Source organism: Microbacterium sp. CH1 (genome assembly GCF_001595495.1).
Classification (GTDB): domain Bacteria; phylum Actinomycetota; class Actinomycetes; order Actinomycetales; family Microbacteriaceae; genus Microbacterium.
The window spans coordinates 1-24,521 of sequence record NZ_LOSO01000012.1 but is presented as its reverse complement, the minus strand read 5'-3'; the positions used below and the strand labels follow the sequence as shown (position 1 = coordinate 24,521).

At 66.8% G+C, this 24,521-nt stretch carries 24 protein-coding genes; 12 read left to right on the top strand and 12 right to left on the bottom strand.

Translation table 11 applies throughout. From position 1 onward, the window contains the following. Nucleotide 1 precedes the first annotated feature (1 nt). The 6 genes from AUV07_RS08115 to AUV07_RS08090 form a co-directional block, all read right to left on the bottom strand. Complete coding sequence (locus AUV07_RS08115) at nucleotides 2-1,609, bottom strand: CpaF family protein (protein ID WP_062635291.1); 1,608 nt, start codon at nucleotides 1,607-1,609, stop codon at nucleotides 2-4. Beyond that, nucleotides 1,606-2,433 carry a hypothetical protein gene (locus AUV07_RS08110; protein ID WP_062635289.1) on the bottom strand — a complete coding sequence of 276 codons (828 nt, stop codon included), beginning with the start codon at nucleotides 2,431-2,433 and terminating at the stop codon, nucleotides 1,606-1,608. Before AUV07_RS08110 ends, AUV07_RS08115 begins: the two co-directional genes overlap by 4 nt. A 6-nt stretch (nucleotides 2,434-2,439) precedes the next feature. After that, nucleotides 2,440-3,132 carry an SAF domain-containing protein gene (locus tag AUV07_RS08105; protein ID WP_062635282.1) on the bottom strand — a complete coding sequence of 231 codons (693 nt, stop codon included), beginning with the start codon at nucleotides 3,130-3,132 and terminating at the stop codon, nucleotides 2,440-2,442. A gap of 119 nt (nucleotides 3,133-3,251) precedes the next feature. Further along, nucleotides 3,252-3,851 (bottom strand): hypothetical protein, encoded by a 600-nt coding sequence (locus tag AUV07_RS08100; protein WP_062635279.1) that lies wholly within the window; start codon nucleotides 3,849-3,851, stop codon nucleotides 3,252-3,254. A 1-nt stretch (nucleotide 3,852) separates the two neighbouring features. Then, nucleotides 3,853-4,527, bottom strand: a complete 675-nt coding sequence (locus tag AUV07_RS08095) for a ParA family protein (RefSeq protein ID WP_062635277.1) — start codon at nucleotides 4,525-4,527, stop codon at nucleotides 3,853-3,855. Nucleotides 4,528-5,383: 856 nt separating this feature from the next. Continuing rightward, a complete protein-coding gene (locus AUV07_RS08090; RefSeq protein ID WP_062635275.1) occupies nucleotides 5,384-6,148 on the bottom strand; it encodes a hypothetical protein in 765 nt (254 codons plus the stop codon). Nucleotides 6,149-6,460: 312 nt separating this feature from the next. On the opposite strand from AUV07_RS08090, the gene AUV07_RS08085 reads away from it, so the two are divergent. From AUV07_RS08085 to nrdH, 11 genes are all read left to right on the top strand, one after another. Next, nucleotides 6,461-6,697 carry a hypothetical protein gene (locus AUV07_RS08085; RefSeq protein ID WP_005052720.1) on the top strand — a complete coding sequence of 79 codons (237 nt, stop codon included), beginning with the start codon at nucleotides 6,461-6,463 and terminating at the stop codon, nucleotides 6,695-6,697. Continuing rightward, entirely contained in the window at nucleotides 6,697-7,686 is a 990-nt protein-coding gene (locus AUV07_RS08080) for a conjugal transfer protein (protein WP_062635273.1), read from the top strand. Before AUV07_RS08085 ends, AUV07_RS08080 begins: the two co-directional genes overlap by 1 nt. A 16-nt stretch (nucleotides 7,687-7,702) precedes the next feature. Next, on the top strand, nucleotides 7,703-8,026 hold the full coding sequence (locus AUV07_RS08075; RefSeq protein ID WP_062635271.1) for a hypothetical protein: 324 nt from the start codon (nucleotides 7,703-7,705) through the stop codon (nucleotides 8,024-8,026). A gap of 9 nt (nucleotides 8,027-8,035) precedes the next feature. Next, the gene (locus AUV07_RS08070) at nucleotides 8,036-8,611 is read left to right on the top strand and encodes a hypothetical protein (RefSeq protein WP_062635269.1); all 576 of its coding nucleotides are present in this window, start codon (nucleotides 8,036-8,038) and stop codon (nucleotides 8,609-8,611) included. A gap of 115 nt (nucleotides 8,612-8,726) precedes the next feature. After that, complete coding sequence (locus tag AUV07_RS08065; protein ID WP_231868220.1) at nucleotides 8,727-11,255, top strand: ATP-binding protein; 2,529 nt, start codon at nucleotides 8,727-8,729, stop codon at nucleotides 11,253-11,255. After that, entirely contained in the window at nucleotides 11,252-13,282 is a 2,031-nt protein-coding gene (locus tag AUV07_RS08060; RefSeq protein ID WP_062635265.1) for a hypothetical protein, read from the top strand. The genes AUV07_RS08065 and AUV07_RS08060 overlap by 4 nt, the downstream gene beginning before the upstream one ends. Before the next feature lie 6 nt (nucleotides 13,283-13,288). Next, complete coding sequence (locus AUV07_RS08055) at nucleotides 13,289-14,536, top strand: M23 family metallopeptidase (RefSeq protein ID WP_062635263.1); 1,248 nt, start codon at nucleotides 13,289-13,291, stop codon at nucleotides 14,534-14,536. 126 nt (nucleotides 14,537-14,662) lie between these two features. Then, a complete protein-coding gene (locus AUV07_RS08050) occupies nucleotides 14,663-15,256 on the top strand; it encodes a hypothetical protein (protein ID WP_005052738.1) in 594 nt (197 codons plus the stop codon). A gap of 664 nt (nucleotides 15,257-15,920) precedes the next feature. Further along, the gene (locus AUV07_RS08045; protein ID WP_005052740.1) at nucleotides 15,921-18,032 is read left to right on the top strand and encodes an FtsK/SpoIIIE domain-containing protein; all 2,112 of its coding nucleotides are present in this window, start codon (nucleotides 15,921-15,923) and stop codon (nucleotides 18,030-18,032) included. A 58-nt stretch (nucleotides 18,033-18,090) separates the two neighbouring features. Further along, the gene (locus AUV07_RS08040; protein WP_139833205.1) at nucleotides 18,091-18,369 is read left to right on the top strand and encodes a hypothetical protein; all 279 of its coding nucleotides are present in this window, start codon (nucleotides 18,091-18,093) and stop codon (nucleotides 18,367-18,369) included. Between the two features lie 51 nt (nucleotides 18,370-18,420). Beyond that, nucleotides 18,421-18,681, top strand: coding sequence for a glutaredoxin-like protein NrdH (nrdH, locus tag AUV07_RS08035; protein WP_005052743.1), 261 nt, complete (start codon nucleotides 18,421-18,423; stop codon nucleotides 18,679-18,681). Between the two features lie 69 nt (nucleotides 18,682-18,750). Here nrdH and AUV07_RS08030 read toward each other — a convergent pair whose 3' ends face one another. The 4 genes from AUV07_RS08030 to AUV07_RS08015 are packed head-to-tail and all read right to left on the bottom strand — an operon-like array spanning nucleotide 18,751 to nucleotide 20,675. Then, nucleotides 18,751-18,984 carry a hypothetical protein gene (locus AUV07_RS08030; RefSeq protein WP_005052746.1) on the bottom strand — a complete coding sequence of 78 codons (234 nt, stop codon included), beginning with the start codon at nucleotides 18,982-18,984 and terminating at the stop codon, nucleotides 18,751-18,753. Between the two features lie 7 nt (nucleotides 18,985-18,991). After that, nucleotides 18,992-19,213 carry a hypothetical protein gene (locus AUV07_RS08025; protein ID WP_005052747.1) on the bottom strand — a complete coding sequence of 74 codons (222 nt, stop codon included), beginning with the start codon at nucleotides 19,211-19,213 and terminating at the stop codon, nucleotides 18,992-18,994. Continuing rightward, nucleotides 19,210-20,163, bottom strand: coding sequence for a DUF3560 domain-containing protein (locus AUV07_RS08020; protein WP_005052750.1), 954 nt, complete (start codon nucleotides 20,161-20,163; stop codon nucleotides 19,210-19,212). Before AUV07_RS08020 ends, AUV07_RS08025 begins: the two co-directional genes overlap by 4 nt. Further along, entirely contained in the window at nucleotides 20,160-20,675 is a 516-nt protein-coding gene (locus AUV07_RS08015; RefSeq protein ID WP_005052752.1) for a hypothetical protein, read from the bottom strand. The genes AUV07_RS08020 and AUV07_RS08015 overlap by 4 nt, the downstream gene beginning before the upstream one ends. A 173-nt stretch (nucleotides 20,676-20,848) precedes the next feature. Between AUV07_RS08015 and AUV07_RS08010 the strand changes: the two genes are divergently transcribed. Continuing rightward, nucleotides 20,849-22,351, top strand: coding sequence for a type IIL restriction-modification enzyme MmeI (locus AUV07_RS08010; RefSeq protein ID WP_197462130.1), 1,503 nt, complete (start codon nucleotides 20,849-20,851; stop codon nucleotides 22,349-22,351). Between the two features lie 216 nt (nucleotides 22,352-22,567). Here AUV07_RS08010 and AUV07_RS17560 read toward each other — a convergent pair whose 3' ends face one another. Then, the gene (locus AUV07_RS17560; protein ID WP_157523968.1) at nucleotides 22,568-23,200 is read right to left on the bottom strand and encodes a hypothetical protein; all 633 of its coding nucleotides are present in this window, start codon (nucleotides 23,198-23,200) and stop codon (nucleotides 22,568-22,570) included. A 298-nt stretch (nucleotides 23,201-23,498) separates the two neighbouring features. Next, on the bottom strand, nucleotides 23,499-24,179 hold the full coding sequence (locus tag AUV07_RS17555) for a hypothetical protein (RefSeq protein ID WP_157523966.1): 681 nt from the start codon (nucleotides 24,177-24,179) through the stop codon (nucleotides 23,499-23,501). Nucleotides 24,180-24,521: the final 342 nt, after the last annotated feature.

The window sequence follows — 24,521 nt, the reverse complement described above, 5'->3', positions numbered from 1 at the left end:
CTCACACTCCCAGGTTCGCGGGGTCGAAGCCGTAGAACTTGAGCTCCTCGAGGAGCCGCGGCGATGGCATGTCAGCGGTGATGAGGCTGCCGCTGGATCGGTCGAAGCGGAACACCTGAGAGGCCACGGGGCGGGAGTTGTTCTGCTCCTCGCCGGGCAGGATCTCGGCGATCTCGGTGACGACGCGGCGGGGCTTGCCGGTCGCGGGGTCGATGATCTTCGAGATCTGCACCACGATCTTGATGTTCTGCTCGATCATCCGGTAGGCGTACACGGGGGTCGTGTTGTTGCCGCGGGACAGCATCAGCGCCGACATGCGGTCGATCGAGTCGTCTGCGCTGGCGGCGTGCAGGGTGGACAGCGACCCGACACCGGACTGCATGGCCTGCATCATGGCGTAGATCTCAGGGCCACGGACCTCGCCGACGATGAAGCGCTGGGTGTCCAGTCGGAGGGTGTCGTAGACCAGGTCTTCGGGGGTGATCTCACCGGGCAGCCGACCATCGGCGCCACGCTCCCCCTCCCCCGGCTTCGCCTCGAGTGAGACCACTCGCGGGTGGCGGTCGTTGATCTTGTGAAGGTAGAGCTCACGCTCCATCTCGATCGTGACGATCTTCTCTTCGGCCGGGATGCAGTCGGCGAGTGCGCGCAGCAGTGTGGTCTTGCCTGCGCCGGGGAAGCCGCTGGTGACGACGGAGACCCCGGCGATGACGGCCGCGCGGAGGAAGGCTGCCGCCTGGCGGGTGATGGTGCCGCGCTCCACGAGCTGGTCGAGGGTGACGTCGACGAGGCGGTGGATACGGATGACGATCGTCGGTCGGGTGGCGACGGGTTCGGCGATCGCTGCCAGACGCGCCCCGCCGGGCAGGTCCATGTGCAGTCGCGGCCGGGCGCTCGTGAACGATCGGCCGCCCTCCCCCGAGCGGGCGGCGAGCAGGTTGATCTCTCGCTCGAGCTCACGGTCGTTCTCGGCGATCGGGTACTGGTACTTGACCACGCGGCCGTCCGCGTAGGAGATCCAGACGTCGTCGAACCCGTTGATGTGGATGTTCTCAACGTCGGGCTCGTCGACGAGCGGCTGCAGCCGACCCAGGCGGAACAGCTGGTCGAAGACGGCCTGCCGGATGGCGGTCTGCATCGGGGCCGGCCAGCGCCCCTCGCCGGGGCGGCGGGTCTGGTCGTCGACGCGAGCTCGGACCCGGTCAACGATGTGGTCCTGCGCTGTCTGTTCGCGCTGCTCGGCGGTGATGTCCATGGACTCGCTGAACACTGCGGCGAGCTCACGGGAGACCTCGTCGCGAATGGCGGCGATGTCGGCCCAGGGCAGATCGCTGCGGGCGTCGAGGGTGGTTGGCGGGGTGACCTCGGGTGCCGGCCGCTCGGGGATGGTGGGCGGTGCCGGCACGATCGGAGCTGCGGGTGCCGTGGGGACTGCCTCGGCCGGGGCGTTCCGCTGTGCCGCGCGGGTCAGGTGCGCGGCGGCGTGGCCCAGGTTGCGCAGGCCCGTGTCGGCCGGTGCGGTCGTCGGCGCCTGCGGGGTGGCCGGTGCCGGCGCGGTGAAGAACGGGATGTTTCCCAGGTCTGCGGGGTCGGGCGTGGGGTCGCTCACTGCTGTCCCTCCCAGTCGGTGGTCGTGTAAGTGCGGGTGTTGAGGACATCGCTGTAGCTGAGCAGCAGCGCGCCGATGGCCCGCGCGTAGGGGGTGCGCTGGGCGCCGAGGGTGGGTGCGCCGACCGAGTAGATGGCGGCGCCCTTCGGATCCCAGGGGATGGTGCCCAGCAGGTTCATGCCGATCTGCTTGGTGACGGTCTTGAGAGGCCAGGTCTCCTGCGTGGTGGGGCGTTCGGTGACGAGGAGATCGACGTAGCTGGCGTGCCCGATCTCGTTGAGCGTGTTCAGCAGCCACTCGGGGACGGTGTTGCGGTTCTCGTCGAGGGAGCGCCAGTGTGCGAGCACGGCTGCCACGGAGGGCAGCGTGCGATCGGTGAACAGGGTGATGCTGTCCGCCTCGCGCAGCAGCGGGAGTCGAGGGTCGTTGACGTGGAGGCGCCCGCCGTCGACGAGGATGTCGTACCCGGCGGACTCGTAGGGGCGCAGCGCGTCGAGCAGTGCCCGCCAGAAGTGGGGGCCCGCGCCGGCGGCGCCCTGCAGACTCTTGAAGCCGGGGATGAGCACTGAGCGGGGGCTGAGCTCGACGGTCTGTTCCCAGAGCTTGTCAGGGGTCAGAGCGCCGTACTGGTCGGCGACGGCCGCTTCGGTCAGTCCGGTGCTGTGGTAGACCTGCCCGCGGATGAGTCCGGGGATGATGCTGCTGGTCTTGGTGGTGTCGGCCTCGACGAGGATCACGGGCTTGGACCAGTTGAGGGCCAGGGCGCCGGCGGCGGTGGTCACGCCGGGAGCGCCGGACGCGCTGGCAAGGAAGATGATCGCCATGCGGGGTCACTCCCCCGTCGAGTCGATGACCAGCGCGACGCGGCCGGTGGCGGCACGAGCGGCGATGTCGGGTGCTTCACGGTTCGGCACGACCAGGTCGACAACCCACACCTGGGTCTCAGTGTCGTAGGTGGCGGTGAACACCGTGGCGTTGAAGCTCTTGGGGGTCTCGACGGGCGGGTCGCCCTGAGTGACGGGGGTCTCGACGACACGGACCTTGTCGCCTGCTGCGAGCTGGTAGCCGGGCATCTGTGCCTGGGTGAGCGTGACGCCCACGATCGAGGAGCCGGCCGGCACCGCGAGGGTGTCGCCGGTGTTGGCCGACGTGATGAGGGTGCCGGCGGGCAGGTCGACCAGCGCGGTGGTTCCGACGAGGTCGGCGGCATCCGCGGCGGAGACCGCGTCGACCTGCTGCCCGCCGGCGAGCTGGATGGTCGTGAGGTCGTCCGTGGTGATCGTCTCCCCGCGCGAGACGTCGACGCTGGTCGCCATGACGCTGACGGTGCGGGTGAGGTTCGTGGTGACCCACCACACGCCGATTCCGCCGAGGAGGACAAGCGCGATGCCGAGGGCGATGATCGCGGGGCGCCGGCGAGACTTCGTCGGCTGCAGGACTGCAGGAGTGAGTCCTTGCTTCTGCTCGCCCGGCTCGGTGGTCTCTTTCGTGCGCTTGCTCTTGCGGTCAGTGGTGGTGGTCATTGGAGGTCAATCCTTCATCGTGGGGCGGATGTGGGGTAGGTGTCTAAGCAGTTCGGTGAGTGTCTCATATACCGCTGTAGCGACAGCTGGTCTTCTGCTGTAGCTGGACACCGCACCGTCTAGTCGAGAGGCGGAAGGAATGCCTCGTAGGCGGTGATGATGACGAAGTTCCGGGAGGGAGCATCGAGTTCAGCGGTGACGCGATCGAGGATCGCGCGGTACGACGGGGCAACGCGCACGGTGTGCTTGACGCGGGGCCCCGCGTCGGAGACGGGGGCGGGACGCTTCTGCCTGTTGAACAGATCCGTCCAGTCCTCGTCAGTCTCTTCTCCGCCGGCGGTGGCTTGGCGGATCAGTTCAGGAAGACGCTTATAGGTAGCCGAGACGGCGTCCAGGAGGACCGTCTGGTGGCTCTTGCGCGTCTTGGCCATGTACGCCTGCAGGCGGTCGTTCAGTGGGACCGGAAGGTGGACGGGGACGCCCTTGGTCGCGGTCTCCCGCTCCTCCCTCTCTCCCCCGTCTTCGTCCTCCGTGCGGGTCGTGCGAGTCGGCTGCTTGCGCGGCGCCTGCTTCTTCGCAGGAGCGGCCGCGGGTTCGACCGCCGCTGCAGGGGCGGGCTCCGGGGGCGGAGCCTGGTCGACGGGGGGCTCCACGGGTTCTGCGGGAGCCGGCGTCGGCGCGGTGCGGCGGGTGAGTTTTCCGAGATCCTGACGAGCCATGTCAGGCCTCCTTCATCTGGTTGGCCCACAGCGACGTGAGCTCCAACGCGACACTGGTGTAGTCGGAGATCGCTGCTTGGTTCTTGCGGGAATCGGTGTACTGCGTGACGACCTTGCCGTCGAAGGGAGCGTCCTCGACGCTCGCGGACAGACGAATGTGACGCTGGAAACGCGGGAGTCCGATCTGCCCCTCGATGAACTCGACGGTGTCGAGCTGCTCTTCCCAGTCCTCGAGTCGCCGACCGCCGCGGCGGGTGTCGATCTTGTTCAGCAGGAGTCGGTAGGGCACCCCGGTCGGGATGATGTGCTCGACCAAGGTGTCCGCGACCGATTCGATCGCCATGGTGGCGGCTTCCAGCGGCAGGACGATGAAGTCGGCGACCTGCAGGACTGCGGTGAGGACGCCGGTGTTCTCATGGCTGCCAGGCGTGTCGACGAGGACGATGTCGTAGCCGTCGAGGTCACGCAATCCCATGATGTTGTTGGGATCGACGTCGGCTGCGAAGTCGAACGGAAGGTCATCCCCCGCTCGCTCGGCCCAGCGTGCTGCGGACTGCTGCGGGTCGACGTCGACCACGAGCACATTGTTGGCGCGGGACAGCGCGGCCGCGAGGTTCATGACGGTGGTGGTCTTGCCCACCCCGCCCTTCTGGTTGCAGACGCCGATGATTCTCACGATCGGCCTCCACGGACGAGGGTGTTGACAGCGGTTGCGCCAGTCGAGCGCGCGATGTGCGGATGTGTGGCGCGGGTATGGGGCAACTGTGGCGGGTTCATGGGCGTCAGTATAGCGTCACATTCACGCCTATATGCAACAACAATCGCGCGTGTCGTGCGCGGCGCATGCGCTAGAGGTTGCGATGCAACCGCGCTAGCGCCGTGCACTAGACGCGCTGTATTGGAGCAATGACGGCGCATGCAGTGCGCGTGTACTTGCGCTCTATCTGCGACATGTAACGCGCCAAAGTCGCGACGTACAGGCACAAGCAATGCGCAATCAAAGAGCAGTACAGGCGACCGACTCGCGCTAGTAGTGCGCATGTTAGAGCGCAACATCATGCGCGGGTAGGGCGATGAGCTAGCGCGAGTATTGCGAGTGTTATTGCGGATGACTAGCGCGGGTGTGGCGCGGGGGTTGCTCAGCGTATCGCGCGAGTGATGCGGTGATCTGGCGGGGGAGTGGCGGGAGGCTATCGCGACGTTGCTGCGTGGGTACAGCGCAGAGCATCGCGGCGGGGTAGCGCGTGTGTGGCGCCGCGCTGGCGATGGTGGAGTGCGCGTGTCGCGAGGGCTGGTAGGGGAGTCGTGGCGGGGGCATCCAAACGATGGATGCGGGCGTAAGCGGGCCTGTGCGGCCTGCTGAGGCGATTTCGGCCATGAGGAGGGCTCCGAGTGAGGCGGAGGGGAAGACAGGGCCCCTGGGGGCCATCCAGAGGCCCTGTCTGTCTGGGGGGGCGGAGCGGTTAGTGTGCTCCGGCCTGTGGGGCGCGCTCGACTCGTCGACTGCGCTTGCCCCTGGATGGCGGGTTGGCTCAGCTGCGGCGCGGGGCGTAGGAGACCTTGGCCTCCATGTCGCCACTGACGGCCTGCATGAGCTTGGTGCGGATTCGGCACACTCGGCGGTTGAGCGTCTCCCGGCTGACGCCGAGCTCGGCCGCTGCTTCCTCACGCGCCACACCGGGGTCACCCTCTGCGAGCTCGATGCGTGCAAGCAGCTGGACCTCGTCGCGGCGGAGGGTGCCGGAGTCGATCGCCCAGGTGAGGATCGTCACCAGATCCCGGAAGACGTCGTCGCTCTCGTCGGGGCCTGCGATCTTCTCGAGCAGCTCGTCCTCGATCGGCATCGCGTCGACGCTGTGCTCGCTGCCGAACCAGACTCCGAGGTTCTTGATCGTCTCGAGACGGATGTTTCCGGAGACGGAGTGGACGCGCTCGAGCGGGTAGGTGTGAATGACCTCCCAGAGCACGCCGATCGTCGCGGTACGGGCGTCGGCGGGGGAGTGCTGCCACAGGCTGCGCATGCTGCTGCAGCTGCTCGGCAGCCGCAGCGCGAGCGGCATGAACGACTTGAGCAGGACGCGGCCGGCGATGGTATCGCCGGCGTGCTCGAGGGTGAGCAGCTCGAGCAGGAGCGCGTCGCGCTGTTCGGGAGCTTGCGGCTGCCGGATGAGGTTCACGGCCTCATCGCCAGTCAGCTCGCCGAGCGTTCCGAAGTGGTGAGTGGTGTGGGAGTGGAAGCTGTTCCACTCATCGAACAGCTGGTCGGCAAGAGGTGATGTCTTCGCCCAAGCAGTCATGAGAAATGGCCCTTCGTCGTGACGTCGGTTGACGAAGGGCCACGTTCCTCAGCACCCCTGGTTCAGATCCTGGAAAGTTCCGGCCGGGCAGGAGAGCGCCCGACCGGCGGATGCTGGCTTCGGTGGATCTGAGTTGCGATCCGATGCTGTAAATGCCCGTTCAGGGGCGGTTTCCATGCCTCGCTGCATGGGCGCAATATCCACGCAAGATTTCTTCGATCCGCGATGTCCGCGAAGGGCCGAAAACCCGGCCTATACAGATATGCCCCCGTTGGTCGGGAGGCATCAGGACTCCGCGGAAGGGACAGAAACGTGAGCGAGAGCAGCACCGCAGACAGCGCCGACGACGCCATGTGGGAAGGATTCAAGCCCGACGCTGCACGCGCGATCCGTGCGCGCCAGGGGTTCGAGGAAGCGGTGGCGAGCACCCTCGACGCACCCTTCGACCCCTCCACGCATGGCCGCGTGGTGAAGGCGGTTGAGGAGCTCTCGGCAGCGGTGCCGGCAGCTCTGCGGGTGGCGCAGCTGCGAGTGGGAGGAGCTGCATAATGGCGCGCCGCGAGAAGACGTCGAAGCCAGCCAAGGAGACGAAGACCGTCCCGGCACAGGGGAGCAGCTGGACCCATGGTCGGCAGCTGGGCGGCAAGGTGCTGTCCGCACTCCTGTTCGCCGCGATCGCGTGTGGGCCCATCGCGCTCTTCGCCGCGGCCGCACGTCCGGCGCCCGTCGTCGCCGCAGCGCCCGAGGCGCAGGCAGCGGGGCTGAGCACGCAGCAGCAGGCTGCCGGCGGTTACGCGGAGGGATTCGTCTCCTCGTGGCTGAGCGCGACGAAGGACGCGCCGGGTGACCTGGCTACCTACGTCGACCTGGCGGCGCTGCGGCAGCTGTCGGTCACGGCCTGGGAGTACCGCGACCTGTCCGTGGTCTCCATCACACCCGTCGACGGCTCGGACTTCGTCAACGTCGTCGTCGCGGCGAACATCAAGGAGCTGTCGGTGACGGACTCCGACGACACGAGCACGACGAGCTGGCCGCGCCGCTACTTCCAGGTGGCGATCGCGGTCAACGGAGACACGGTGCGGGCAGTCGGTCTCCCGGCCCAGATCTCCGCTCCCGTCCAGGGCGAGACAACGTCGCTGGTCTACAAGCAGACCATCGGATCCTCTGACCCGTCTGCGGAGACGGTGTCGGCGTTCCTCGGCGCGTACCTTGCCGGCTCGGGCGACCTGTCCCGATACAGCGCCCCGGACACATCCTTCGTGGCGATCTCGCCCGCCCCCTACGTGATGGTCAACGTCGAGGAGCTGCGGTCGGACCTGACGCCCACGGAGTCCCCGAGCGATGGCGACACCCTCAAGGTGCTCGCGACCGTCTCACTGCTGAGCCCGCTGGACCAGCAAGTGACCTCGACGTACACGCTCACCCTCACCGCGCGTGCCTCCCGCTGGGAGGTCAGCGCCATTGATCTTGCACCGCAAGCGGTCTCCGACAAGGGATCGACAACCCCCACGCCGACACCGTCCGGTAACGGCAACTAAGGAAGGAACACCAACCATGTTCGATTGGATCAACGGGATCACCGCTGATGCGACGACTGCTTTCCGGGCGGTCGTGTTTCTCGCAGCAGCAGTGATCTTCTTCGTCGTCGCCGCCAAGGTGCGGTTCGCCATGGCGACGACCATCATCACCGGCATCGCGTGCGGCCTGGCCATGTTCCTCGCCGCCGGCGGTGGCGAGTGGGTCATGGGCCTCATCCAGACCGAGACCGTCGACGCCATCGGAGTGACGATCCACCAGATCGCAGCTCCGGCGGACGTCCTGGTGCTCAACGAGACCACCACCGCGGCCGGCGACACGGTCTACCGGCTGGTCGCGTAAGGGGCGAACGTGGCCGATCGCGACGAAGAGAGAGAGGTTGCGCGCTTCTACACGCGCAGCCGCCGGTTCCCAAAGTTCATCGGCCGTCTCCACGACGGCACGAAGATCCCTGGGGGCCCCTACACGCTGACGCAGGGCGTCGTCCTGGCGATCGTCCTGGTCGTCGCGCTGATGACGCAGAGCGTGTGGGGGACTGGCTCTCCGATCGTCGACATTCCCGTCGCTGCCTTCGTGTCCTGGGGAGCAGCGTGGGGAGCCGGAAGGATCCCGGCCACACGCCGGAACCTGCTGAGCATCATCACTAGCGGCATGTCCGCGATGACCCGCCCCGCAGCCGGCCGCTACCGCGGAGTGACCATGCGGGTTCGCCCGCCCCACTTCGCAGGCGGCGGAACAACGATCGCCGAGCCGGTCGGAGCCACGCTCGCCCGCCCGGATAGCGAGAACACCGCACCCGCACCGGAAGCGCCCGTCGTGGCGCAGCCGGTCCTGCAGCCGCGCTCGACGCCGCTGCCGGCGCACGCACCCGCACACGCGGTCAGCGGCGTCGAGCGCCTGCTGCAGCAAGCCCGAGGAGGCAACTGACCATGAGCTACTCATCCCTCCTCCCCATCCTCGGCGGCACGCCGATCACGGTCCCCCTCAGCGGCGGTCGCGATCTGCTGCTGGCCACGCCGACCGACTGAGAAACGAGACGACGATGCAGATTCCGGCAACAGCGATGACGAGCAACCTGATGTGGACCCGCTCGGGCGTGGTCTGGGCGACGTGGCGGCTGCAGCCGCTCCCGTATGCCTACGCCACCGCGGCCGCAAAGCAGCTCGTCAAGGCGCACCACCAGGCGCTTTTCCAGGCCCACCGGGGCGAGGGGCTGCTGCTGGGGCTGTGCGCTGACCTGGACCCGGTGTCGATCGTGGAGCGGATGCTGGATGGGGTTCGCATCGACGAGTGCCCCGACTGGGCGCGCGAGGTCGAGCTGACCCTGGACGCGCTCGCGCAGATCCCGCTCGGAACGCGCGCGTTCTGGTTCTCGGTCCCGCTCGCGGCCGGTTCGATGAAGGCGCGCGCGATGTCGGCACTGCGCGCCGCCGACACCAAGCTGCGTGACACGCTGGCTCTTCCCCGTCAGCTGCCTACCGACTCCGAGATCGCCGCTGCTGCGCGGATGGCCAAGGAGATCGAGGTCCGCATCCCCGCCGCGTTCCAGCCGACCCGCGCAACGCCCGCCGAGCAGATCTGGATCGCCCTTCACTCGCAGCAGCGCGGCCTCTCCGCAGACCTCGCCGCCCCTGTCCCGCCTGCCGAGGGTACGGAGGACGGATTCGGCGCCGACGAGCTCGCGCACTTCCAGATGCCCTCCGCGATGCCAAACCCTTGGCTCGACGAGGGCGGGCAGAGTGACATCGCCCCCAAGTCCGGGCAGCAGTTCCTCCCGTTCAAGCGCCGCTACCTCAAGGTGCACAGCCCCTACGCGGACGAGACGTCGTCCTACCAGGTGGTGCAGGCCATGGTCGCCGCGCCCAAGGCCGGCTGGGTCTCGCCCGGCGTCGAGTGGATCTCACACGTCGACCAGTTCCCCCTCGACGTCGACTGGGGGATCCGTTTCACCGTCACCGGCGCCGACGAGGTCAAGCGTCGCAACAAGAAGGCCGAAACCGCCATCGAGGAGCAGTACAAGCATCAGGAGGGCACCGCGACGATCACCGGCGGCGGATCCGACCTCGGCGAGATCGCAGAGACGCTGGCCGCGTACCACGCCTCCCTCAACCGCTCCGACAAGGAGGTCGAGGTTCAGGCGACGGTGCTTTTCGCTGTGGGGGCAGATACCGCCGATCTCGCGAAGGCCAAGGGCCGATTCGTGGCAGACGAGTACAAGCGCGCCGACTTCCTCCTCGAGGCGCCCCTGGGCGGTCAGGAGGAGCTTTGGTGGGCGATGATCCCCGGCACGCCCACCGGGCGCATCGTCCGTGAGCTCACCCAGATCACGACCGGCCGGGAGTTCGCGACCGGAGTGCCGCTTTCCAGCAACGAGCTCGGAGACGAGAAGGGCGCCCGCTTCGGCGAGAACATCAGCACCGCACGCCACACCCCGATCCTCCGCGACGCGGACGGCAGTATCCAGGCCGACACCAGCGCCAGCTTCGGCGTGGTCGCCGAGCTCGGCGCCGGCAAGAGTGTGCTGCTCAAGGGAGACATGGGCGACACGGTCGACCGCAACGGCCGCGTCGTCGCGATCGACCGCACAGAGGCCAAGGAGTACGCGGTCTTCGCGCAGAGCCTCCGGCCGGACACCACGACGATCGTCGACCTGATGACCCCGGAGTACTCGCTGGACCCGCTGCGGGTGTTCGGCCCTCTCGTCGGCGCACGCATGGTGCAGTCGCTCTTCGCGGTGATGCTCGGCATCCGGGCTCGCGACTCCCGAGGCGTTGCCCTGTCCCGCCTCCTCGAGCCGGAGTACGTCGCCGCGCACGACATCACCAGCCTCGGTCGCCTGCGGGCACATCTCAAGACGATCTCCTCCGCGGAGAGCGATGAGCTGTCGGGCCTGATCAACCTGGTCGCGTCGAAGGACATCGGCGAGGTCCTCTTCAACGACGGGCTGACCGCTGTCGACCTGAAATCGCGTGCCCTGGTCTTCCTCACCCATGGGCTGTCGCTGCCGGACAAGACCGAGCTCGAGCACGCGCACCTGTTCGAGGAGATGCCCCTGGAAAAGATCTACGGCCGCGCGATGTACGCGATGCTCATGGGGATCTCCCGCGAGGTCTGCTTCATGAACCCCGGCGAGCTCGCCGGCGCCTACTTCGACGAATGCCACCACATCACCCAGTCACCCGAGGGTGAGCGCGACCTGCGCATCGGCATCCGCGATGGCCGCAAGCACCGCGCGTTCTTCGCCCTTGGCTCCCACGATCCCGCCGACTTCGGTGAGACCCAGACGCGCGGCCTGCTCAAGACCCGCTACGTGATGCGCCAGACCGACAAGGAGCTCGCTCGCCGCGCGATCGAGTGGCTGACCGGCGAGCCGGCAGACCCGGCGATGGTCCAGGTGGTCACCGAAGACCTGTCCCCGCTCGGCCCGGACGGCAAGGTCGCCCCTGAGCGGCGCGGCGAGGGACTGATCCGTGACCAGCGCGGCCGGATCGGAAAGTTCCGCAAGACGCTGCCCGAGCGCCCCGACCGCCGCGAAGCCGTGCTGTCGACCCCGTCTCTGGTGACACCATGATCACCTTCTACCGGCACACCTTCGAGACTCTGGGCGGCGCGTTCTGGCGGGTCCGTTTCTGGGCGCACGATCACCCGCGGTGGAGCAAGGTCATCGCCGTGATCCTGATCGACCTGTTCCTGGTCCTGTTCGGCAACACGTACTGGGCCTTCGCCGCTGACGGCGGCGGCTCGTCCCCGTTCATGCTCGGCGGCGACATCACCGACAGCGACGGCGTCCCCCTGACCAACTACACGGTGCTTCCACTGGACCGCGGCGACGTGTTCACGATGGGGAAGTTCTTCATCTCCATGTGGATCGACCCGATCTGGACCGGGCATCTGGGTCTGGTGTCGTGGATGATCTGGTTCTGCAACTGGCTGCTCTCCTTCGAGTGGGTCGACATCGTCGCGGCACCGTTCGGCGCGCTGGCCGACCTCTTGCAGGACTTCCTCGGCGAGATCGCATGGATCCCGTTCGCGCTGACGATCGCCGGCGGTGTCGCGGGCCTGGCGATCATGCTCGGCCGGCACTCCACCGGGTGGGCGGAGTTGTTCATCTCTGCGTGCTGTGCGGTGCTGGCGACCGGTCTGCTCGCTAACCCGATCGCCTCGCTCACCGCCGCAGGCGGAGCATTCGACACCGCCCAGGAGTACGGCGGTCAGATCGCTGCCGTCGTCGTCACCGACGACATCAAAAGCACGGAGCTCGACTCCGAGAACCTGCTGTCAGCTGCGGTCACGTCGCAGCTGGTCGACATCTTCGTGAAGATCCCTGCGCAGACGATCGCGTTCGGCCACGCCCTCGAGGGGCAGTGCGCCGCGACGTTCACCGACACGATGACCAACTCGGCGCCCATCCAGACCGGCGGCAACGAGGTCCGTGACGCGGTCGGCGGGTGCGACGAGGCGGCGAAGACGTTCAACCAGAATCCGAACTTCGGCCAGGTGCTCACGGCCGTCACGATGACCCCCGGAGCGCTCACCCTGTTCATCCTGCCGATGGCCTTCGGGGTGCTGTTCCTAGTCACGGTTCTCGGCTTCCTGATCTCCGCACTCAAGACCATGTGGAACGTCTACATCGGGATCCTCCCGGTCAACCGATACCCGCTGTGGAAGTCCCTCGCCGACACCTTCATGGGCCTGGTCGCCATCGTCTTCATGGCAGTCGTCATGGCGGCCGTCCTCAAGCTCACCGTCGCAGCGATCACCGGGCTCAGCAGCCTGGGAATCCCGCTCGTCGCGCAGATGACCTTTGCGACGCTGGTGATGATCGTGCTGCTGTTCCTCATCATCCGAGCGCGTCGCATTGCCAAGAAGACCGGCCGGTCGATCGCCGAGCAGCTCTCCAAGTACGGCATCGGCAAGGGCGCGCCGGCGCAGCGCGACGGGGTCAAGACCGTCGCGGCGATGAGCGCCGTATCCACCGTCGCGGCCGCGGCGCTGCGTCGCCCTGACAACAAGGTCGACGCGCGCTCCATCAACTTCGGCGCGGGGGCTGCGCAGGACATCGGCACAATGACCGCTACACGCCCGCCCGCGGCTCCCAAGCCGCCCTCGACGCCCTCTGGCGGCTCACCGAGCCGTCCCGCCCTCCCGTCGCCTCAGATGGGCTCTGGGGGCGGCGCTGGCGCGGGTGCTGCCGCCAAGGCCTCGAAGACCGCGGACCTGGTCTTCACGGCCGCGCGGATCGGCAAGGGTGCCGCAGCGGGCGGTGTGGCCGGCGCCGCCGGCGCCGCGGCGCTCGAGGTCGGTGGCCGAGTCGCGAGCAAGGGAGCGTCGAAGGCTGTCTCCGCGGCCGCGGCAGGCGCGAGCAAGCCGCGAGCTGCGGGCGACCCGAAGGTGGTCTCGATGGTCGTCGACCAGGGCCCGGCGCCCACGCGCACCCCGGACGGTCCTCGACGGATCGTCGTCGACTCCTCGGGCATGGGACACATCGAACGGCGCCCCTCGTCAGGTGTCGTCGACATCTCGTCCCTGCCGGCGCGCGCGCCTCGCTCTCCGCGCAGCGGTGAGATGCGCGCCCGGCTCGCGATCGCACAGAAGTAACCCCGCATGTCCGCATCGGGAGTACTCGAGCGCTCTGCCGACGTCGCCGGCGCCGTCAATGGGGGAGACGACGGGGACGGTGGTGGTTCGCGCAAGGTCGTCCTCTGGGTGATCGCGCTCGTGCTGGTGCCGGTGGTGCTCTTCGCCGGCTACACGATGTTCCTGATGATGGCGATCGCCGGCGCCTCCGGCGGTGGGTCGTCGCAGTGCACCGCGGGGTCGCTGACCACCGACAAGCTCGAGGTCCAGACCACAGGAGGATCGACCCGCACCCTCGGTGCGACGGAGCTCGGCCACGCGGCCACCATCCTCTCGGTCGCCCGCTCACTGGGCGTGTCCGCGCGGGGCCAGCAGATCGCGATCATGACCGCGCTGCAGGAGTCCGGCTTGAAGATGTACGCCAACTCCTCCGTGCCTGAGTCCCTCGATTACCCGCACGACGCGGTCGGCAGCGACCACGACTCCGTCAACTACTACCAGCAGCGTGTGTCGGGCTGGGGCACCGTCGAGGAGCTCATGGACCCCCTCTACGCAGCCAAGGCGTTCTTCGGCGGCGAGGAGGGCCCCAACGGCGGATCGCCGCGTGGGCTGCTCGACATCCCCGGCTGGGAGGACATGGGGCTGGGGGAGGCCGCGCAGACCGTGCAGGTCTCCGCATACCCGACCGCTTACGACAAGTGGGAGCCCGCAGCACAGCAGATCATCACCGCGGTCGGCGGGTCGATCAGCTGCGACAGCAGCACTGTCGTCGGGCAGGCCGCTTTCCCCCTTGCGGCCGGCTACCAGATGACCTCCGGCTACGGGCCGCGCGACATCACCGTTCCGGGTGCGTCGAGTTGGCATGTCGGAATCGACCTGCAGCGCTGGCCAAACCCGTGCGGCGACCCTGTCTACGCGGTCCTGCCGGGCACGGTGACTCTCAGCAGCTCACTGTGGTTGTCGATCAAGCACCCCGATGGGTTCGTGGTGTCCTACCTGCATATGTACAAGAGCGAGCGGCTCGTCGACGTCGGAGACACCGTCACCGCCGGCCAGCAGATCGGTGTCGTCGGGAACGTGCCGCCCAGTGGGGGATGCCACCTGCACCTGGCCGTCAACAAGAACGGGACGACGAATCAGGCCGTCGCCGGGCTGCAGGAGGCGACTGCACTCGGTGCCCCCTCGCAGTACGCCGGCTACGTGAACCCCGAAGAGTTCCTCCGCCTGTATGGCATCGAGATCTGTCCCACAGACGGCACTTGCCGACGCCTCTGACCCCCCTGGAAAACCGAGTCAACTCGCGGCATGTAACCCTCCTGACGGCCTGGAAACCGGCCTGTAGGCTGGGGGCAGCCCCGGCCCGAAACGGGGCCGAAGCCTCTCCCACCCAGACGGTGACTCGTGCCCTCAACAGATGTCAACGCCGCTGGTGACACCGACCGACCCGCCGGGTCAGTGTCGGCCACCGGCTACCGCTCGATCGCATACTTCCTGCCGGTCGCGCTGCATGCACGGCTCAAGGCTGCGTGGTGGTCGACGAGGGATGAGCCGGAGGGTGCGCCCGCGCTGGCCGGTCTCGTCGAGGTCGCCATCGGCCGCGAGACCAACCGCCTCGAGCAGCTCTACAACGCCGGCTCCCCTTTCCCTCCTGCCCCCGACCGTGCCCAGGGTGTGAACCCAAGAGGAGCCGCGGGATACCGCCATCAGACCTACTACCTGCCGGTCGCGCTGCACGCGCGCCTCAAGGCTGCGTGGTGGTCGACGAGGGATGAGCCGGAGGGTGCGCCCGCGCTGGCCGGTCTCGTCGAGGTCGCCTTCATGCGGGAAGCCGACCGCCTTGAGCAGCTCTACAACGAGGGTGCCCCGTTCCCGCCGGCGCCGGCCAAGGCGCGAGGGATCAGCCGCGCTGCAGCACAACGACAGGGCGAATGGCTGCGAGGCGAGTGGGAGCGCCGGCGACAGGCGCAGACCCCGCCGACCGACTCCAACGACTGACCCGACTCCGCGCCACGGCGACGTGTTGCACCGGGTGTGCGGTGCAGTATGCCGCCGATGTGCGGCGCAGTATTGCGCCATAATGTCGGATCTCGCTTGACTTGTCGGATCTCGGATGGGCTGACCGGGACTTCTCTCATTCGCGGTGCAGTCCCGGCAGAGCGGTCTGTCTCACACGAGTTGTCACGAATCCGACCCTGCTGCTCCCGCCTCGAAGCAGCACTACGCGGCGCGCCGAGCATCGGACAACTGGAGTGAGAATCCGACAAGTGGAGTGAGACGACTCGACAGGTCCGTGAGAATCGGACAACTGGAGTGAGACACGACACATAACTGCGCGGGTGTGCCTGCTGGAAATATTTCCCAGGGGGAGGGGTTCAAGCTCGATTCGACAACCGTGCCTGCGGCAGAACGCCGATCGGGCTTGATCCTATCACCCGTGTCAAGCGCGGGTGTGGCGGAGGTATTGCGCTGGTCTGCGCCGCGATGTGGCGCAATAACCCTTTCCAGCCGCCGTGGCGATCTCCTCGAGCACACTCTTGCACAGGGGACATCACGAGTGCGTCAGACGCGGGGAGAATCCGCGATGTCCGCGAAGGAGCAGATCTCCGGCCTATACCTCGCAAGAGGGTCGTGAAGTACTCGGCCCACTCAGGAGGCTCGAATGGCAACGACAACTCGTGTGGCATCTCGTCCGCCGGCGCGCCCACCTGCACCGGCGACGGTGGCTCTGGGTGTTCTTCCTCGGCGTCAGCTGACCGGGATCATCCCGGCGCTGCTGTGCATCGCACTGGCGACCGCCGCCACCGGGTTGAACGCGGTGCGCCCGTTCACCGATCTGATCCCGCTGGTGTGGGTCGTGGCCGTGTTGCTCGCCGCCGGCGCGGTCGCATCCGGCGTGCGGACCTTCCAACGGGAAGGGCGGATGGACCCGGCGATCGAGGCGGTCCTTCCGATGCTCGGTGCGGCACAGCCAACCCGTGCTCTCGTCGTGCCGGTGAAGTGGACTCGTGGATGGGTGGGCCTCCCGGAGCGCATCAAGATCCGGTACGCCTCGCACGTCGATGACACCGACCCCCGCTTCGTCGACCAGATCCTCGCAGGCCTTGCACGCAGGCTTGGTGCCGAGTACCGGGTACGCAAGCACAACTCGAGGCGGTGCGTGCTCGTCGTCGAGCTCGCACCCGTGAGTGATCCGGTCTCCCGTGAGCAGCAGCGCGCGATCGAGGTCGTCAAGCTGGTCATCGACCCGACCGCGAGCGTCTCGGTGAAGAGTGCCGATGACGGCTCGGTCTCGAAGATCGACGTCAAGCACAACGTGGGACCGAAGATGGCGATCGCGGCGCGGCGCTCCCAGGTCGAGAAGGTGGTCTCCTCGATGCTCCCTGGCCGGTGGCGTGCGCACTGGGATCTCGAGGGCGACAAGATCACGTTCGAGGTCCGACCGACGATGCCCGACATGGTCCTGCACGAAGTGGAGCCCGCGGCCGCACTCACCCACGCCGCCTACAAGGCGTTCAAGATCCCGATCGGTCCTGACGAAGACGGTCAGATCCAGTCGTGGCATCCGGCGGTCTCCCCGCATTGCCTCGTCATCGGTGGAACCGGATCGGGAAAGACCAGCTTCCAGCACACGGTGCTCACCCATCTCGCGCACGCTCACTGGCGGGTGTGGGTACTCGATGGGAAGCGGATCGAGTTCGCCGGATTCCGGGACTGGCCCAACGTCGAGCTCGTCGGCGCGCGGGTGGAGCACCAGGTGCGGATGCTGCACGCTGCGCACGAGCTCATGGAGGAGCGGTACTCGCAGCTCGAGAACGGCACGGCCCGGCTCGAGGACTTCGACCCCCTCGCGTTGATCATCGACGAGTACGCGACGTTCAAGGCGCGCGTGCAGCGCTGGTACAAGACGGTGAAGCCGAAGGGTGCGCCGGCGCAGGCCCCCGTTCTCGATCTGCTCTCCGATCTCGCGCGACTGGCACGGTCGGCGAAGATCCACATCCTGCTCGGTCTGCAGCGCCCCGACGTCGAGTTCCTCGGCGGTGAGATGCGAGACAACTTCGGCGCCCGCGTCAGCTTCGGTCGTCTCTCCCCGCAGGGCGCCAACATGATGTGGGACAGCTTCGCGGTCGGTGTCGCGATCCCTCGCAACAAGCGTGGCCGCGGTGTCACTCTGAACGCCGAATCTCAGCCCGTCGAGATTCAGGCGTTCTACACCCCCGACCCCGCCAAGCTCGACTCCACCGACAAGGCGGACTGGGATCACCTGGCGGCGCTGCGTCCCGACGCTGCCGACTACGAGCGGATGATGGTGCGCGACCCGGAAGCGGAGCTCACCGACGACGGCGAGGGGGAGGAGCTCGAGCCCGACTACTTCCAGTGGTCCTCGGCCGAGATTGTCGCTTGGGATGCATCGGTACCGTCGACGACCAAGCACGACGCGCTTCGACCCTCCAATGTCACCCCACTGGACTCTCGTGAACGGGTCCGGTTCGTGCCCGAAGTCGACGACGATGCACCGGACGTCGACGCGGCCGCTGACGGCGACGGATACGGCGAATCCCTCGAGGGCCCCGCGGTGGAGCTCGAGGTCGGAGATCTCCTGCTCGTCGACGCGACTCTGGGGCTGTGGGGAGTGGTCGAAGGAGTGGAGCCCGACGTCGTCGACGACGAGTACCTCGCGATCGAATACCGCGACCTCGACAGCGGTGAGGACGGGCTGCTGACGCTCTTCGACAACTCGGTGATCAGCTACCGCCGACCCGAAGCAGCCTGATCGTCGTGGCCGTCATGATGCTGCGGGCCTACCGGCCCCGAGAGAAGGGATGAATCGCGTGTCGAACCAGAGCGTGTCGGAAGACGACTGGATCTCGCTGCTGCTGATCGCCGTGCTCGTCCTGGCCAGTGGCGCAGTGTCGCTGGGGATGTTCCTCGATCCGCTGCGCGCGTGGATGTTGAAGTACCACTTGCTCGAGCAGGGTGAAACCGTGGCGATCCCCGTCGTCGACGGCGTCGGCCTCGGCTGGGGACAGATCCTCGTCATCCTCGCGATCCTGATCGGTGCGATCGCGCTCATCGTGTGGCTCAAGCGCCGCGCGGCTGCCCGTGTCTGAGCTGCCCGCCATGCTCAGCAAACGAGACCCAGGAAGGAGGAGAGATCACCCATGACAACCACACTGACGAACGGCGACAAGACGATCACGCTGTTCACCAAGAAATCATGCGTACAGTGCGTCGCGACACACCGCGCGCTCGATGCTAAGGGAATCGAGTACGACGTCGTCGACCTCAGCGAAGACGCCGCAGCGCTCGAACAGGTCAAGTCGCTCGGCTACCTGCAGGCACCGGTCGTCATCACGGATGAGGATCACTGGTCGGGCTTCCGTCCCGACAAGATCGACGAGCTCGCGCAACGGCTCGCGTGATTGACGACAGAGGCCCCACCGGCAGCTCTTCGCCGGTGGGGCCTCTGCTCTGCTCATCGGAGCGGGACATCATCTGTGCGGCATGTGCGCCGCTGCCCACCGCTGCAGCAGCTGCTCCCGCAGAGGCCCGTTCCGCTCGAGCATCATCCGAACCCCTGCCGGCGCCGCGCCTGCCGGCGCACCGGCCTCGAGGGTGCGCAGCCCGAGATGCTCGCATGCCCAGTCGGCGAGCTCGTCGAGCTCCACAGTGACGGTGGCGGTGACGTCGACGCGCTGCTGCCATTGGACCTTGTAGGCGGGCATCGGACGCTCAATCTGGGTTGCTGAAGAAGTCGATCACGAGCGCGATGGTGATGGGGACGAGGATCACCGCCGCGGCGGTGACGATGATGCGATCGAGGATCGGCGCGGCGAGGATCCCGAGCCACCCAGAGAGGACCGCGGCTGCGATGTACAGCAGCGCGATTACGAGACGGCGGAGCCAACGAGTCGTGGGCTCCGGGATCGTGCGGGGGCGGGCGGCGATGGTCATGAGATCGCTCCGCTCTGGCCGGCACGGTGCTCGCGGATGTGCGTGTAAGGGACTGTGCCGCGGTGGCCGTAGGCGTCGACGATGGTGGCGCTCTTCGGGTTGGTGCGGGTTACGGTGCACCAGGCGCCGAAGTACTTGATCTGGTCGCCGACGCTGATGGTGTCCTTGCTGTGGTCGGTGGCCGCGCCGGTCGCGACCTGCTCGGCGCGGACCTCCTGCCAGTAGGTGAGCTGATCGTCGGTCGCGGCCAGCTCCCTCTCGAGCCGTTCGGCGTAGGCGCCGGTGGCTGCAGCCGTGACCTCGACATACCCGCCAGGAAGGGTGCGGCTTGACCCGTCGAGACGTCGACGGATGCCGGCGCGATCTGCGCGGAGCTTCTCGATCCGGTTCGCCACGGTGATCGGCGCATACCGTGCATCGGTCGCCGCGGCCGCGACGTCGGCACGCACCTGGGCGCGCCGTGCCGCCGCGTCGGCGTCGATGGAGCGGCGGATCGCCGCGTCCGCCTTGCCGATCGCTCGGCGGTGGCCGGCCTCCGAGTGGTGTCCGACCTTGATGGGCTCGCCACCTTCGGGGAGGCGTCGCAGCGCGCGGGCCGCGCGCTCTGCCTCTTCGGTGGCGTCCTGGTGTCGTCGATCTGCGCGCACCGCCAGGGCGGCAGCGCGATCGTTCCTGCGGTCGACCAGGTCAGCCTCGACGACGGCCGCGGCCCGGCGTTCATAGTCGATCGAGATCTCGACGACGAACCCGGCAGCGGTGAGCTGCTCGGCGGTGCGGTTGATGATCGCGATCTTCGGTTCGCGGTCGCGGGAGTGGGGGATGTACCAAGATCCGAGCGCCCGGCTCCACCGCCAGCCGTTGGCCTTGAGAGTATCGGCCGTGCCGTCGCCCCGGCTGGTCCCTTCGATGAGGGTGCCTTCCGCGGCCGCGTGGATGATCGTGAGCATCATGGCCGGCTCCCTTCCCGCGCGGCCGCGTCGTGCGTGAGAGGGTGGCGGAATCCGATCTCCCGTTCCCAGACCTCGGCGGCGCGATGCAGGCCCTCATACTCCTTCACGCCCAGGTGGTCCGGGGAGTCGACGAGCGGGCGGTGAGCGAACCGTCGCGCGATCGCGTCGCCGAGGCGTTCGACGAGGTCACGCGCAGGGGACTGATCCCATCCGGGGTGATGGCAGGAGACTTCGGCGAGCAGTAGACGGCTGCGCTCGATCTGCAACGCCTGCTCGTCATCGGCATGGGGGACGATCTCGGCGACCGGCTGCCATTCGTAGCGCGGTGCGGCGATGTGCTGCTTGATCGCGTAGCTGACGCTCGCGTAGTTCTCATCCCAGAGGCTCTGACCCATCCGGTCGGCGTTCTCGGCGAGCTCGCGCGGAGTGCTGCTGCGGTAGGCGGGTGTGGAAATGTAGGCGGCGGTGACCAACAGGTCGATGGTGTCGCGGTTCACGGGAAACGCGCGCATGATGACCCCCTCAGGTGGTGAATGTGACATTCACTACCCTAGAATCAGTCGGCGCTCATGTCAAGACGTCGTCGTCGTCGTCGCTGTGGTGGTGGCGCCAAGCAGCCGCCACGCTGCGGACGGAGGTCGGGTAGTACCGGGTGCGAGTGGTCTGGCCGGATAGCGTTGGGATCGTGCCGAAGTCGTTGTCGATGAATGAGATCCGAGCCCGCGCTGCGCAGTTCACCCGTGACTGGCAGGACGAGCCCGGCGACGAGCGACAGCAAGCGCAGTCCTTCGTCCGGGATCTGCTCGGCGTGTACGGGATAACCCAGACCCGCGCGGCGTTCTACGAGAAGCGTGTCAAGCGCTCGTCGACCGGCTCGCGCGGATACATCGACGCGCTGATCCCTGGTCTCGCGCTGATCGAAATGAAGTCCGCCGGCAAGGATCTCGTCGCGGCTGAGCAGCAGGCGCTCGACTACATTGACGACCTTCCTGACCCGGAGGTTCCTCGGTGGGTAATCACGAGCGACTTCCGCCGGTTCCGTCTGCTCGATCTCCACGCTGAGAGCGAGGGTGTGCAGGAGTTCGCCCTGACCCAGATGCGGGATCGCGCTGACGTGCTCGCCTTCCTCGCCGGGTACGGTGAGCGCACCTTCGGATCGAAGGCGCAGGAGTCTGCGTCGATCAAAGCGGCAAAGCTGATGGCGTCCCTCTACGAGGCCCTCGAGGGGTCTGGGTACGACGATCACGAGGCGTCGGTGTTCCTGGTGCGCACCTTGTTCGCCCTCTACGCCGATGACGCCGGAGTGTGGGATCGCGATCTGTTCCTCGAGTTCCTCGAGACCCGCACCGCGACGGATGGTTCCGACCTCGGGCCTCAGCTGTCGTTGCTGTACCAGGTCATGGGACGTGAGCCGTCTCGTCGGCAGTCAAACCTCGACGAGCTAATCTCGCGATTCCCCTACGTCAACGGTGGAGTCTTCGAGGAATCGGTGTCGATCCCGTCGTTCGACGCAGGCATGCGTGACCGGCTGATCGCGGCTGCAATGTTCAACTGGTCGGCGATCTCGCCGGCCATCTTCGGCAGCCTCTTCCAGGCCGTCAAAGACAAGACCGCTCGGCGTGAGCTCGGCGAGCACTACACCACCGAGACCAACATCATGAAGGTCATCGGCCCGATGTTCCTCGATGAGCTGCGGCAGCGGTTCACGGACGGGTACCACGACACCGCCAAGCTCAAGAAGCTGCGTGCGGACATGGGGCTGATGCGATTCCTTGATCCAGCATTTATGCGCAAGTCGGGTGTCTCAGGAGACATCCACGAACTGTTGGTGGTCGTTGCCGAGTTGAAGGACCAGGATTCGCCGCCGAGGCGCTACACGAGGGGTGGAAGGTCGTCGGCGACTCTCGACCTAGCCTGCGAAAGTGACCCGACTACGAGCCGGCTGAGGCCGCGTCGGACGACTCCGATGGTGTTGCTCGGTCGGCGGCGTGAGCCTGGCGACGAACTCGATTGTCAGCCCTTGACCTCGCCCAGAAGGGGAGGAAGCTCGCTTCGATCTTGGCGCGCTCCCAATCTCGCTTCAGCAGATCCTGAAAGTGGGCCACCACGAGCAGACCGCTCTGATGCGATGGATTCTCGACGTGCTGGTCGACGACGAGCATCGCTGCCTGGTCTTGATATGGGTTGAGTCGCAGGATGATTGAGTTTCGCACCCTCTTGCGGTCGTCCTGATCGGCGGCGTCTACAAGACGAGGAATCAGCTCCCGCAATGCGTCTCGCCACTTCTGCCGCTCTTCAATGACGGACTTGTGCTCGATGTTCCTGGTGACGCTCCAGACGCTGACGATCGCACCGACGACGACCCCGATGAGAGCGGCGAGGCCGATCGTCACCCAGTAGTCGCTCATTCGGTTTGACCGTCTTTCGCAACGACATCTGGTCTCGACGCGGCGTCGCGCACTTGTGGGTTCTCATCGAAGGCCAGAATCTCCAGCGTGTCCGCCGGCACGGCTGGGTGTCGAGCGATGAGTTGCCGGACATCCGCTCGCTTGCTGTAAGCGAGCTTGCGGAGCACGTCGGCCGGCGCGCTCGAATTGGCGGCGATCCTGCGTTGCCGCTCCCATTCGCCGTAGTCGCCAGTGCGATCAGCTTGTGCTTCTATGAATCTTGTCGGCGAGTTGGGGTTGCCCAGGAGGCCTAGCAGGACGTCCTCGTCGTCGTCTCGGGTAAGCGCCTCAAGCGCGGCTGGTGGTGTGGACTGGTTCATCGCTACGGCCACACGGACTTCGGCTGAGCGGTCGCGTGCGAGGTTCGCGAGCACGGGTGCGGGCGCAGTGCTATTGGAGGCGACGGCCGAGCGCACGGCGTCACTCGATGAACGCGCGTACTCAACGAGTGCCTGTTCAGCGATGTCCTCTCGGCGCGCTACAGCAACCGCAGAGCTTCCAGTGTTGCCATAGGCGGCGATACGGACGGTTTCATCAGGATCGGAAAGCAGTCCGAACAAGGTATCCAGATTAAGGGAGTAGCTGAGCATGCCGCGAGGTTCGTAACTCCCTTGGAACGCCGCGACGGCCGCGCGAACGCCAGCGCTCTTTGACCGAGCTAGACGGTCGAGGTTGGCAGCAGAGCACAGCCAGGTTGGCTCACCCGGGAGGAACACGCGCCGCATCAATGACATGTCGACGTGACCATCGTGCGCTCTCGGGAAGTAGGGCGCGAAGTTGGTCTGATCGCGAAGCCACTCTCCGGACCACTCCTTATATGGCTCCTGGTCTTTGCGCAGCAGATCTCGAATCGATTGCGTGGCCGCCGACTGGACGACCTCGTCGTCGTCATCCGCAAGTACCAAGAGCTGTGAGAATCCGACCCATTCGCTCCTGGCCCACCGCCGTGCGGACAGACGGCTCAGGATCCCCTGCGAGCCGATCCAGTACCGTCGCGTCACCTCCGTGTCGCCCAGCGCGCGCCGCTCTCAAGGTCGGGCTTGAAGAAGCGGCCATGAACGCCAGGTCGCTGTCGCTTAGGTACCGCTTGTACCAGCCAATCTTCCCCAGTCGGAAACCATCCGACCAATGATTGTTGGCAATGCTTGTCCCGAAGCCACTCGCGACATGGGCGGCGAGGGTCTCATCGCCCGCAAGCTCCTCGAGGAGTTCCAGGGGCGTCGCGGCGTTTCGGGAGACAGCGATCCGCGTGTGCTGATTGGGAGAGTGTGCCCATGTGCGTAGGAGTTCGACGAAGTCGTCCGGTGGCGTACCGTATTGGCTCCTTCCCCAGCCCATCGGATTGTTGTCGAGGCGATCGATGACGTCCCGTCGTGTCGATTCGTCCTTCTCGAGTTCGACCATTAGCTGGGTGCTCAGATTTCCGCGCGCGATGACGGACGACCTCAAGTTCCGATCCTTGATCAACCGCATGAGGGCTGCCTCTGGGATGTTGCGATTCTCGAGGACCGCAAGCTGTACGTCCCGGGATCGGTCCTCGGACAAGCTGTCGAGCATCGAGGTGGTCACGGTGGGCGCCTCGTTCCTGGCGAGTGCAGCCCGGACGGAGTCCGACGGGTGATCCACAAGGAGCGAAGCCGCCTCGGCTGGCAGGGAATACGACCCTGCGAGCTCAGTCAGCGCCCCACCGTCGTCGTATCCGCGACGTGCGAGCGCAACTCGAAGCTCGTCTCCGTGATAGCCGCGGGCCACGTCGATCGCGATCTGCTCCTCGATCCGCTCATATGTCGGGAGCTCAGCCCACAGGAACTGAAGTCTGTGCGAGCTCCCTGTGCGTCAGGATGGGGTGAGACACCAGCACTGCTGACCTTCGCACTGCACGGGGCGAGAACGGACCAATACTGAGATGAC